The following is a 12,076-nucleotide window of genomic DNA, read 5'->3' on the forward strand; positions in this document are numbered from 1 at the left end:
GCTGTGAGTATCCAGTCCCCATCGTCGGCTGTCCAGAAATGGCCTTCGGGCGAGGACGGGCGCCAGACCTTCACCCGCCCTCCCCCATTTCGATGCCGCGACCGCCGCGAAAGTTCGCGCCGCGTTCACCGCGCAGAGGCCGTCCCAGCGGGGGCTCCGAGGGCTCAGCGGGACAGCAGGTCGCGGGCGATGTGGGTGACCTGGATCTCGTCCGTCCCGGCGTAGATCTGGAACGATTTCGCGTCGCGGGCGAGCTGCTCGACGCGGTACTCGCTCATGTAGCCGTTGCCGCCGAACAACTGCACGGCCTCCTGCGCCACCTCGCTGGCGGCCTGCGCCGAGTACAGCTTCATCGCCGACGCCTCGGCGAGGGTGGGGGCGCGTCCGGCGCGCTGCATCTCGATGTGCCGGAACACCAGGTTCTGGACGTTGAGCCGCGCGACCTCCATCTTGGCGAGCTTGAGCTGGATGAGCTGGAAGTCGCCGATCTTCTGGCCCCACAGCTCGCGCGTCCTGGCGTACTCGACCGACAGGTGCAGGCATTCCTCGATGACGCCGAGGGCCATCGCGGCGACGCCGGCGCGCTCGGTGACGAAGTTCTGCTTCGCCGACTCCTTGCCGCCGCCCTCGCCCGCCGCCAGGAGCCGGTCGGCGCCCGCGCGGACGTCGTCGAGGAACAGCTCGCCGGTGGGGGAGGAGTGCAGGCCCATCTTCCGCAGCGGCCTGCTCTGCTCCAGCCCCGGCATGCCCTTGTCCAGGACGAACGTCAGGATCTCCCGGTCGCGCGAATCGCTCCCGTCGTCGAGTTTGGCGTAGAAGACGATGGTGTCGGCATACGGCCCGTTGGTGATGAAGGTCTTGCTGCCGTTGATGACGTACTCGTCGCCGACCTTCTTCGCGGTGGACTGCATGCCGCCGAACGCGTCCGACCCCGAGTTCGGCTCGGTGATCGCCCAGGCGCCGATCTTCTCCATCGTGAGCAGCGGCAGCGCCCAGCGCTCCTTCTGCTCCGGCGTGCCGCGCTTCATGATCGTCCCGGCGGCGAGGCCGAGGCCGACGCCCATCGCCGACACCAGTCCTGGCGCGACCCTGCACAGCTCGATCACCGGGATCATCGTCATCGCCGCGTTCCCGCCGCGCGGCCGCGCCCCGTCCGCTTCACCCTCCGTCCGGGCGCGGAAGGACGTGCGGGCCAGCTCGTCCATGCCGAACGTCTTGTAGAGGCCGCGGAGCAGGTCGTACGGCGGCAGCTCGCCCGACTCCAGCGCGTCCAGGTTCGGCCGGACCTCCGCGTCGATCCAGCCGCGCACCGCGTCCCGGATCATCAGGTCTTCGTCGGACCACTCGATCATGCTCGCCTCGTCCCTGCGCTCCCGACGGTCACGCGGACCATCCTCGCAGACGGCGAAAGCGAGCGCTTACTCGGGGAGCGTGACCACGTCGGCGAGGACGCCGCCGTCCGCCGTGAGCCGCTCCGGCGACGGGCTGTCGTAGACGACCAGGACGCGGGTGCCCGGCCCCTCGTCCAGGACCGCGATGCCCTCGGCGTGGTCGTCGCCGTCGCCGTAGGGGAGGTCGCCCACCACCTCCAGCTCGTCGGCGGTGACGATCTCGGCGGCGTCGGCCTTCGCCGCGTTCCGCCACCGCACGACCCGCACCGGCCCGTCCAGGTCCATGCTGGGCCCGGTGAGGACGAGCAGGTCGTCGCCGTGCGGGCACAGGTCCCGGATGCCGAGGCCGCGCAGGTCGAGGAAGTGCGTCCGGTAGAGCTCGCCGCCGTCGCCGACCGGCAGCGCGCGCAGGCGCTGCGGGTCGCGCGGGTGCTCGCCGGGGCGGATCTCCACCAGCACCGCCCAGCCGCGCAGCACCGGCCCGCGGAACCCGATGTAGAGGCGGTCGCCGTGCGCGGCGACGCCCTCGATGTCGATGCCGTTGTCCTTGCTGGGGATGGGCAGGAACGGCGCGAGGTGCGGGTCGTCCTGCAGCAGGTCGGTGAGGGAGTCCTTGTCGAGGCCGAGGACGGCCGCGGTGCGGCCGCCGTCCTCGCGGACGACCGAGGGCAGCCCGTCGTCGCCGGTGACCAGGGGGAGCCGCACGAGGATGAAGCGGTTGTCCTCGCGGACGACGGTGCCCAGCCGCTTGCGCGCCTTCGCGTCGCTCTGCCCCGCCTTGACCTTCTTGCGCTTGAGGCTGTGCGAGCCGACCGCCCACAGCCAGCCGTTGGCGCGGGCCAGCCCCTCGATGTCGGCCTCCTCGCCGGGGCCCGCCGGCAGCGGGACGAGGTCGGCGAGCGCGACCGTGGCCTGCCCCTCGTAGGCGGTGACGCGCTCGTCGCCGTCCAGCGTGGCGGTCAGCCGCTCGATGGTGGCGGTCTCGTCGCCCGCCACCCAGAGGCAGCGTCCGTCCTGGCGGACGGCGGACAGGTTGGTGTGCGTCTCGGCCTCTCGGCTCTCCTGCGCGAAGCGCAGCTCGACCCGGCGTTCCACGATCATTGGGGCATGCTCCCACATCACGTGTCCCATTGGACGTGCAGATGCGGCGGCTTGCGGAAGACCAGCCCGTGCGGGAAGGCCGGGCGGGACGGGTCGAGCCGCAGGCCCGGCAGCCGGTCCAGCAGCGCGGTGAGGGCGGTCCTGGCCTCCAGGCGGGCGAGGTGGGCGCCGAAGCAGAAGTGCGGGCCGTGCGCGAACGCCAGGTGCTCGGCGGCGTTGCCGCGGCGGATGTCGTAGCGGTCGGGGTCGGCGAAGGCGGCCGGGTCGCGGTTGGCGCCGGCGAGCGACACCCGGACGAGGTCGCCCGCGCGGATCTCCGTCCCGCCGATCTCGGCGTCGCGGGCGGCGTACCGGTCGACGACGGACGCGGCCGGCTCCAGCCGCAGCGACTCCTCGATCGCGGCGGGCAGCAGGTCCCGGTCGTCCAGGACGAGCCGGAGCTGGCCGGGATGCCCGAGCAGATGCATGACCGCGTTGGCGATCATGCCCTCGGTGGTGTCGATGCCGCCGAACATCAGGATCGCGGCGTTCGCGACGACCTCGGCGGTGGTCAGCCCGGCCTCGTCGCGGGCGGCCTCGGCCAGCAGCGACCCGGGACGCGACGCGCTGATCGCCTCCTCGACCGCCGCGGTGAGCAGCCGGTACGCCTCGCCCGACGCGGGCGGTGCGGCGCCGCCCGCCGTGATCGCGGAGACGGCGTCCACGAACGCGCCGTACCAGGACCGGACGGTCGCCGCGTCCACGCCGTCCAGCCCGTCCCCGCCGTCCAGGCCCTCCCCGCCTTTCAGGTCCAGGGCCTCGGCGACGACCGCGACGGCCAGCGGCCCCGCCAGCTCGCCGCGCAGCTCGGCCCGGCCCGCCGGGGCGAACCCGTCGACGAGCCGCGCGGTCTCGGCCTCGACGAACGCGGTGAACCGCGCGCGGGTGCGGGCGGGGCGGAACGGGCGGGCGAACGGGTCGCGGTGGCGGGTGTGGACGGGCCCGTCCAGCGACAGCATGCTCGGCCCGACGACCTGCGCGGTGGAGAAGCGCGGGTCGTCCACGGTGAACGCGGCCGCGTCGCGCATGACCCGCAGCGCCAGGTCGCGGGACGTCACCAGCCAGCCGCCGAGCGCCGGCAGCCAGGACACCGGCTCGCGCTCGCGCAGCCGGGCCAGGTGCGGGTGCGGGTCGTCCTCCAGGTCGGCGGCCGTGAGGGCCGCGCCGAGCGGGAACCGGCAGGTCAGATCGGTGGTCACCTGCCCGAGCATAGGCAACCCCGCTAATGATCTACAACGTAAAGGCCCCCGGCGGCGGTGATCACGGGCGGTGGCGCTCAGGCGGCTCGCGCCTGCCGCCGCCACCACTCGCGGCCGCGCTCCGGCAGCGTGTAGATCGGGTCGTGGTACTCGTACCGCCTGGTCAGCGCGTCCGGGTCGGACGCCTCCAGGGCGGTGCGGTAGTTCTTCGTCCAGTAGGAGATGCCGCGCTCGCGGTCGTAGTCGGCGAGCTGGTGCACCCAGCGCTTGCCGACGTAGGGGACGTCGCAGACGATCCGCGGGGTGGCGAAGCCGGGCAGGTAGCCCATGATCGCGTGCTGCAGCTCCTGGGCCTCCCAGACCGCGAGCCGCCAGTGCTCGCTGTAGGGGATCATGTCGCACATGTACAGGTAGTACGGCATGATCGCGGCCTCGTCGAGCAGCGCGAACGACAGGTCGAGCAGCGCGGCGGGGGAGTCGTTGACGCCGCGCAGCAGCACGCCCTGGTTGCGGACGTCGCGGATCCCGGTGTCGAGCATCGCGCGGGCGGCCTTCGCGACGAGCGGCGTCACCGACTGGGCGGCGTTGACGTGGGTGTGGATCGCGATCTGGACGCCGCGCTCGTGCGCGGTGGCGGCCAGGCGCTCCATGCCGGCGCGGACGTCGTCCTGGAGCCAGTGCTGCGGCAGGCCCATGAGCGCCTTGCTGGCCAGGCGGATGTCGCGGATGTTGTCGATCTCCATCAGCGACGCGACGAACGACTCCAGCCGCGGCCACGGCATGTTGGCGACGTCGCCGCCCGACACGACGACGTCGCGGACGCCGGGCGTGCGGCGCAGGTAGTCGAGCATGGCGCCGAGCCGGTCCGGCGGCTTGACGGTGAACTTGTGCTTGTCGACGTTCGGGGTGGAGTTGCCGACCAGGTCCATGCGGGTGCAGTGCCCGCAGTACTGCGGGCACGTCGGCAGGATCTCGGCCAGGACCTTGGTGGGGTAGCGGTGCGTGAGGCCCTCCACCGCCCACATCTCGGCCTCGTGCAGCGAGTCGCGCGCGGCGTGGGGGTGGGACGGCCAGTCGGTGCGCCGGTCGCTGAACACCGGGAGCATGTAGCGGCGCACGGGGTCGGCGTAGAAGGCGTCGGTGGACGAGGCGTCCATCGTGTTCAGCATCTGCGGGGGCAGCAGCATCGACATCGTCGCGCGCTCGCCGTGGTCACGTTCCAGGTCGGCGTAGAACGACTCGTCCAGCAGGTCGCCCATGACCTGGCGGAGCTGGCGCAGGTTCTTCACGCAGTGGGCGCGCTGCCACTGGGCGGACTCCCACTCGTCCTGTGTGACGTCCCGCCATCCGGGAATCCGCCGCCAGTCGGGCTCTTCCAGGGGCCGGCGCCGGTACGCGTAGGGCTGGCGTGCGGTCTCGTCGGACAGGACGGGCCCGCCGCTGTCCGGATGCAGGGCAGTGGTCATCGCCGACCGCCTCCTCGCCTCATACTGATCGCATAAAACTCTTGTACGAGGCCGACGTTACGGGAAGAATTTCGATGAAACCAGTAGTGTTCGGTACATCTTACGTGACGCCATCGGATTCGGCGGAGAGGCGGGGACGGCGATGAGCGACGGCGGGGGCGGCGCGCGCGGTACGGGTGACCCAGGCGGCACGGGCATGGACATGGGCACGGCGGTGGGGCTGCACCGGGTGCTGGAGCCCGCGGGCGTGCTGCCGCAGGCCGCGCTGCGGCTGGACCCCGACCCCCGGATCCGCCCGGACGAGGTCCGCATCGCCGTCGAGCGCCTCAACCTGGACGCCGCGTCCTACCGGCAGCTGCGCACCGCGCACCGCGGCGACCCGGACGCGATCCGGGCGGACGTGCTGCGGATCGTCCGCGAGCGCGGCAAGATGCACAACCCGGTGACCGGGTCGGGCGGCATGCTCGTCGGCGTCGTCGACGAGGCCGGGCCCGGCTCGCCGCTCGGCCTCAAGCCCGGCGACCGCGTCGCGACCCTCGTCTCGCTCACGCTCACCCCGCTGTCCATCGCCGACGGCCTGGCCCGCTGGGACGGCCTGTCCGAGCAGGTGCCGGCCGAGGGCCACGCCATCCTGTTCGCCCGGTCGATCGCCGCGGTGCTGCCCGGCGACATGCCGGTGCCGCTGGCCCTCGCAGTCATGGACGTGTGCGGCGCGCCCGCCCTCACCCACCGCGTCGTCGCGTCGCAGCGGAGCGCGCCCACGGTGGCGGTGCTCGGGGCCGCGGGCAAGAGCGGCTGCCTGTCGCTGGCCGCCGCCCGCCGCGCCGGCGCGTCCCGCGTGATCGGGCTGGTGCCCACCGCCGAGGAGGAGGAGACGCTGGCCGCGACCGGGCTCGCGGACGCCGTCGTCCGCGCCGACGCCCGCGATCCCGTCGCCGTCGCCGCGGCGATCGGGGAGCCCGTGGACGTCACCGTCGTCTGCGTGGACGTCCCGGGCTGCGAGCACGGCGCGATCCTGGCGACCGCGCCCGGCGGCACCGTCGTGTTCTTCTCGATGGCGACCTCGTTCCCGGCGGCCGCGCTCGGCGCCGAGGGCCTCGCCGCCGATGTGACGATGCTCATCGGGAACGGCTACGTCCCCGGGCACGCCGACGCCGCGCTGGACCTGGTGCGGTCGGAACCGGCCGTCCGCGCCCTGTTCACCTCCCGGACCGGGCACGATTCGGCACAATGACCGGAACGCCCCGGACGCGGCGGGGGAACCGATCATTGAGGGAGACGGCATGGGGAGCATCACCGAGGAGCTGCGCGGGCGGGACCCGAAGGAGCGCCGGGCGCAGATCGTCGACGTCCTGGTCGACGCGTTCTCGGGCCTGATGGAGCGCAGCCCCGCCGAGTTCCGCCGCCGCTTCCGGACGATGGCGTCCGACCCGTTCGCGTTCTACCGGGGCAGCGCCTGCCTGTTCTTCGCCGACATCGCCGGCGACGACGACCCGTGGGCCGACGAGCGCACGTCCCGCGTGTGGATCCAGGGCGACCTGCACGCGCAGAACTTCGGCACCTACATGAACGACGACGGCGTGTTCGTGTTCGACGTCAACGACTACGACGAGGCCTACGTCGGGCACTTCACCTGGGACGTCAAGCGGTTCGTGGCGAGCCTGGCGCTGCTGGCCTGGCAGAAGGCGATCTCCGACGCCGACATCCGGCGGCTCATCGAGACCTACGTGCGCGCCTACGTCGACCAGGTCCGCCGGTTCGCCGCGCACGGCGACGGCAACGGCAATGGCGACGGAGACGGAGACGGCGACGGCGACGAGAAGTTCGCGCTGACGCTCGACACCACCGACGGGTACGTCCGGGACGTGCTGGTCGCCGCGATGGGCGGCACCCGGATCGGGCTGCTGGCCGGGATGACGGAGGTCCACGGGCCCGACCGGCGGTTCCGCGACCGTCCCGGCGTCCGGCGGCTGGACGACGCCGAGCGCGCCGAGGTCGAGGCCGCCTACCGGGAGTACCTGACGACCATCCCGGCGGAGAAGCGGTTCGGCAGCCTCACCTACCAGGTCAAGGACATCGTCGGCGCGTCCGGTTTCGGCATCGGGTCGGCGGGGCTGTCGGCGTACAACATCCTGGTGGAGGGGAACACGCAGGCGCTGGAGAACGACGTCGTCCTGTCGATGAAGCAGGGGAACATCGCCGCCGCCAGCCGCGTCGTCGACGACCCCCGCATCCGCGAGTACTTCCGGCACCACGGCCACCGCACCGCCGTGTCGCGGCGGGCGCTGCAGGCCAACAGCGACCCCTGGCTCGGCCACACCCAGATCGGAGGCGTCGGGTACGTCGTGCAGGAGCTGTCCCCCTACGAGGAGGACCTGGACTGGAGCGGCCTCACCGAGCCGGAGGACATGCTGTCGGTCCTGGACGACCTCGGCCGCGCCACCGCCAAGGTGCACTGCGTGTCCGACACCGACTCCGACCACACCCTGGTCGGCTTCCAGGTCGAGGACGCCATCGACGCGGTGATCGGCCCGGACGAGTCCGCGTTCGTCGCCGCGATGGTGGCGTTCGGCACGCAGTACGCCGAGATCGTCCGCGACGACCACACCTACTTCGTCGACGCGTTCCGCAACCACGAGATCCCCGGCCTGTAGGGGCCGGGCCCGGTCAGACGGGGCGGATGAGCAGGAGGGCGATGTCGTCGCGGCCGCGCTGGTCCGACAGCAGGGCCAGGACGCCGTCCGCGGTCTCCTCCGGCGTGCCCGACCGGGACGCGACCAGCGCGGACGCCAGCCGGGCGATGCCCTCGTCCACGTTGCGCCGCCGGCTCTCCACGAGCCCGTCGGTGTAGAGGGCGAGGGTGGCGCCCGCCGGGATCGTCTCGGTGACCTGCTCGTACTCGGGCGGGTGCGCCTGGTCGGACACCCCGAGCGGCAGGCCGCGCGGGGCGGCGAAGTGCCGCGCGGTCCCGTCGGGGAGCGCCAGCAGCGGCGGCGGATGCCCGGCGCACGCCACCTCGCAGCGCCGCGTCGCCGGGTCGCAGACCAGGCACAGGCAGGTCGCGAACTGGGCGGCGTGCAGGTCCTGGGCGATGGCGTCCAGGCGCTCCAGCACCTCGGCGGGCCGGAACTCGCAGCTGGCCAGGGTGTGCGCGGCGACCCGCAGCTGCCCCATCGCCGCGGCTGCGGTGACGCCGTGGCCGACCGAGTCGCCGATCACGACGGCGATGCGGCCGCCGGACAGCGGCACGACGTCGTACCAGTCGCCGCCGACGCCGCTGCGCGCCGGCAGGTAGCGGTGCGCGATCTCCAGGCCCGGCGGCGCGGCGATCGCGGCGGGCACCAGGCTCGACTTGAGCGCGGTGGCGGTGCGGTGCTCGCGCCGGTACAGGCACGCGTTGTCGATGCAGGTCGCGGCGCGTGCGGCGAGCTCGGCGGCCAGCGCGGCGTCGGCGGCGGCGAACGGCAGCCGGCCGCGCTTGCGGCTGAACACCGCGAACCCGAGCGCCCGGCCCCGCGCCACCAGCGGCACCGCCAGCAGCGACACGTGGTCCAGGAGGCCCTCGATCAGGCGGCCGGTGCGGTGCGCGAGGGTCCTCTGGACGGTGTCGCCGCCGAACTTGACCATGCGGCCGGTGGCCAGGCACCGCGCGTACGGCGTGGACGGCGGGTAGACGATCACCTCGTTGACGGGGAACTCGCGGGACCAGCCGCGCGGGTCGTCCTCGGCGAACGCGACCGCCAGCCGCCGCACGACCGCCGGGCCGCCGCCGTCCCCGCCCCCGCCGTCCCCGCCCCCGCCCCCGGCTTCGGTGGCGGGCCGGTCGTCGTCGGCGAGGAGCCGCTCCAGCACGTAGATGGCGCCCGCGTCGGCGAACCGCGGGACGGCGACCTCGACGATCTCCCGAGCGGTCGGGTGCAGCTCCAGGGTCGAGCCGATGCGGCGGCCCGCCTCGCTCAGCAGCTCCAGCCCGCCGGCCCACGGCGGCGACACGGTCAGCGCGACGGCGGTCGCGCCGTCCTCGACGGTCATCGGCTCGCAGGCCACCGACAGGCCGTCGCCCGCGCCCGCGCCGCCCGGCAGGGGCAGCACGCCGGACCACGGGCGTCCTTCGGCGGCGCGCTTGAGCGCGCCCATGAGCGGCTCTGCCGCGCCGTCCCCGCCGGGCAGGCCGGCGAGCAGGTCGGCGAGCGAGACCCCGACGGCCTCGCCGGCGCGGCGGCCGAACAGGCGTGCCGCGCCCTCGCTCCAGCCGGTGATCCTCCCGTCCGGGGTCAGCAGGACGGTCACCGGCGCGGCCTGCCGCGGGAGTCGTTCGGGCACGTCCTCAACTTTTCCGTATGCCGGACGATTCCGCATACCGGAGTTTTGCGTTTGTCAGGGTCGCGTGCGCCAGTGATCGTGCGCGCGGGGCCGCGCGGGCGGAACCGCGTTACGCTGAGGCCCGCTGACGGCACCCTCCGGTCGCAAAGGGAGACGACGCATGGGCTCCGAGTGGATTCCCCCCGAGGTCGACAGCCGGCGCCCGAGCGTCGCGCGGGTCTACGACTACCTGCTCGGCGGTGACCACAACTTCGCGTCCGACCGCGACCTGGCCACCGCGCTGCTGCGGGTCGAGCCGCTGGCACGGGAGCTCGCGCAGGCGAACCGGGCGTTCCTGCGGCGCGCGGTCCGCGCGATCGCCGGGACGGGCGTCGACCAGTTCGTCGACATCGGGTCCGGCATCCCGACGCAGGGCACCGTGCACGAGGTCGCGCGGAGCGTGAACCCTGGCGCGAAAGTGGTGTACGTCGACAACGACGACGTCGCCGTCGCGCACAGCCGTACCATCCTGGCGGGTGACGATCAGGCGGTCGTGTTGCAGGCCGACATGCGCAGCCCGGAGGACATCCTCACCGCCCCCGCGCTGAAGGGGCTGCTCGACCTGTCCAGGCCGGTCGCGTTCCTGCTGGTCGCGGCGCTGCACCTGGTCAAGGACGAGGAGGACCCGGCCGCGATCGTCGCCGCGCTGCGGGACGCCGCCGCCCCCGGCAGCCACTTGGTGGTCTCCCACCTCACCCACGAGGCGGAGCCGGGGAAGACCGCGGCGATCGGCAAGCTGTACGACCGGGCGAGCTCCCCGGCCGTGTCCCGCTCGCACGCGGAGATCCTGCGCTTCTTCGACGGCTGGGACCTGCTGGACCCCGGCCTGGTGTACGTGCCGCTGTGGCGTCCGGGCGAGGGCGAGGCCGTGGCCGACCCCGAGCGCTTCCTGGTCTTCGGCGGCGTCGGCCGCCGCTAGCACGAGCTCCCCGGCAGGCTCGGTCAGCGGGCGAACATGATGGCCGCGCCCGCGCTGACGACGATCGCGATGACCGCGATCACCAGCGAGGTGCCGAGCGGGTCGCGGCGCCGCGGCGGGGTCCGCTGCGCGCGGGGCGCGGTGTGCGCCGGGGCCGGCTCGGCCTCCGCCGGCGGCGACGGCCGCGGCCGGGGAGGCTGCGGGGGAGCGGGCGGGCGCGCCGTCGCGGGCCGCGGGCGCGGCTTGGGCGGCGGCTTCGGGGTCTCGGTGGCGGGCGGCGCCGGGAGCGTCGGCTCGGGAGGCTCGGAAGGTTCCGGCGGGTCCGGCGGGTCCGGCGGGACGACGGTCGGCGGCGGCGGTATCGGCGGAATCGGTGGCGTGGGGGGCGTGGGGGGCGTGGGCAGCGGCGGCGGCGTGCAGGTCGGCCAGTGGGAGGGTTTGGGCGCGCCCGGCCGCCCGGGCAGGTGGATCTCCACGCCGACGCACAGGCCGGCGCGCGGCTTCGGGATCGGGATCGGGGGCGGCTGGGCGGCGAGCGCGCAGCACGGGAAGGCGAGCCCGGCCGCGACGGCGGCGGACAGGACCGGCAGGACGACGGCGCGGCGCGTGCGCATGCTCATCCGCCCCCCGCGATGCGCAGCAGGTCGGCGTGCAGGTCCGTGAACGCCTCCGGGCCGACCGCCAGGGCCCCGGTGAACACGTGCGAGATGTCGATGGTCAGGTACGTCCCGGCCGCGAGCAGCGACGCCATCAGGCACAGCGGGACCAGGGTCATCCCGCGCGGCCGGGCGCCGGACAGGAACGGCAGCAGGACGACGACGATGCCGGTCAGCACGGTGATGATCAGCAGCCCGGCGGGCGGCGAGGTCTGGGCGTCCATGGCGCGCTGGCGGCGGGCCGAGGAGATCTCGCCGAGGTGGTTCAGGACGGTGGTGCGGGCGTCCTTGAGCTCGTCGTCGTCGCCGGTCTTGACGGCGATGACGTCGCGGCGCAGGCGGTCCAGCTCCGTCCAGCCGCGGTGGCTGAGGCGCCCGTCCTTCATGAGGCTCCACTCGGGGCCGCGGACGAGGTCGACGTAGTCGCGCAGCCCCTGCTGGACGTGCCGGGCGTCGGCGGGCCGCAGTCGCGACGCGGCCCAGTGCGCCTCGGCGATCGCCTGGCTCTCGGTGTAGGTGTTGGAGCGCGCGGAGTCGGCCGACGTCCACGGGACGACGACGGCGATGGCGAACGCCAGCAGGAACAGCGCGGACAGCATCGCGCCGGTGTGGGCGACGGTGGGGCCGTCGGGGTCGGGGTCGTCGACGCCGCGCGTGCGCCGGACCAGCCGGCCTGCCGCGATCACGACGCCGATGGCGCAGGCCGCGGCCGCTATATAGACGATCATGGCTCTCCCGGGGGACGGATCCGCCACTACCTGCGGTGATTGTAGATTTACGGTCAGTCGCCACGCCCGGGATCCGCCGCAGGCGTCACCCGGCGGTGAGGTGACCGCCCGGCCAGGGAAGATGGAGCTGTACTCGGGAGTGAGGCGGGAGGAGAACCGGTGGTAGTTCTTGTGAAATACGGTGTTCGTACCGGAAGATCTCTCGTAGAGATCTC

10 protein-coding genes are annotated in these 12,076 nt (G+C 73.6%); 3 read left to right on the top strand and 7 right to left on the bottom strand.

The window, feature by feature from the left end:
* Positions 1–164 precede the first annotated feature (164 nt).
* From ACH35V_RS39320 to ACH35V_RS39335, 4 genes are all read right to left on the bottom strand, one after another.
* The gene (locus ACH35V_RS39320) at positions 165–1,352 is read right to left on the bottom strand and encodes an acyl-CoA dehydrogenase family protein (RefSeq protein ID WP_395979975.1); all 1,188 of its coding nucleotides are present in this window, start codon (positions 1,350–1,352) and stop codon (positions 165–167) included.
* Between the two features lie 66 nt (positions 1,353–1,418).
* A complete protein-coding gene (locus tag ACH35V_RS39325) occupies positions 1,419–2,492 on the bottom strand; it encodes a DUF3616 domain-containing protein (protein WP_395979976.1) in 1,074 nt (357 codons plus the stop codon).
* 17 nt (positions 2,493–2,509) lie between these two features.
* Entirely contained in the window at positions 2,510–3,730 is a 1,221-nt protein-coding gene (locus tag ACH35V_RS39330; protein WP_395979977.1) for a cytochrome P450, read from the bottom strand.
* Between the two features lie 77 nt (positions 3,731–3,807).
* Complete coding sequence (locus ACH35V_RS39335; RefSeq protein ID WP_395979978.1) at positions 3,808–5,196, bottom strand: KamA family radical SAM protein; 1,389 nt, start codon at positions 5,194–5,196, stop codon at positions 3,808–3,810.
* Positions 5,197–5,338: 142 nt separating this feature from the next.
* On the opposite strand from ACH35V_RS39335, the gene ACH35V_RS39340 reads away from it, so the two are divergent.
* Both ACH35V_RS39340 and ACH35V_RS39345 read left to right on the top strand, forming a co-directional pair.
* Positions 5,339–6,430, top strand: a complete 1,092-nt coding sequence (locus ACH35V_RS39340) for a zinc-binding dehydrogenase (protein ID WP_395979979.1) — start codon at positions 5,339–5,341, stop codon at positions 6,428–6,430.
* A gap of 49 nt (positions 6,431–6,479) precedes the next feature.
* Positions 6,480–7,850: a DUF2252 domain-containing protein gene (locus ACH35V_RS39345; RefSeq protein WP_395979980.1), complete on the top strand. Its 1,371-nt coding sequence runs from the start codon at positions 6,480–6,482 to the stop codon at positions 7,848–7,850.
* A gap of 13 nt (positions 7,851–7,863) precedes the next feature.
* Here the strand turns inward: ACH35V_RS39345 and ACH35V_RS39350 are convergent, their stop codons facing one another.
* Positions 7,864–9,519: a SpoIIE family protein phosphatase gene (locus ACH35V_RS39350; protein ID WP_395979981.1), complete on the bottom strand. Its 1,656-nt coding sequence runs from the start codon at positions 9,517–9,519 to the stop codon at positions 7,864–7,866.
* A 160-nt stretch (positions 9,520–9,679) separates the two neighbouring features.
* On the opposite strand from ACH35V_RS39350, the gene ACH35V_RS39355 reads away from it, so the two are divergent.
* The gene (locus ACH35V_RS39355; protein ID WP_395979982.1) at positions 9,680–10,477 is read left to right on the top strand and encodes an SAM-dependent methyltransferase; all 798 of its coding nucleotides are present in this window, start codon (positions 9,680–9,682) and stop codon (positions 10,475–10,477) included.
* A 23-nt stretch (positions 10,478–10,500) separates the two neighbouring features.
* Here ACH35V_RS39355 and ACH35V_RS39360 read toward each other — a convergent pair whose 3' ends face one another.
* Both ACH35V_RS39360 and ACH35V_RS39365 read right to left on the bottom strand, forming a co-directional pair.
* The gene (locus ACH35V_RS39360; RefSeq protein WP_395979983.1) at positions 10,501–11,097 is read right to left on the bottom strand and encodes a hypothetical protein; all 597 of its coding nucleotides are present in this window, start codon (positions 11,095–11,097) and stop codon (positions 10,501–10,503) included.
* A complete protein-coding gene (locus ACH35V_RS39365; protein WP_395979984.1) occupies positions 11,094–11,861 on the bottom strand; it encodes a hypothetical protein in 768 nt (255 codons plus the stop codon). The genes ACH35V_RS39360 and ACH35V_RS39365 overlap by 4 nt, the downstream gene beginning before the upstream one ends.
* Between the last annotated feature and the right edge of the window lie 215 nt (positions 11,862–12,076).

The sequence above is a fragment of the Actinomadura sp. 1N219 genome (assembly GCF_044326405.1).
Taxonomy (GTDB): domain Bacteria; phylum Actinomycetota; class Actinomycetes; order Streptosporangiales; family Streptosporangiaceae; genus Spirillospora.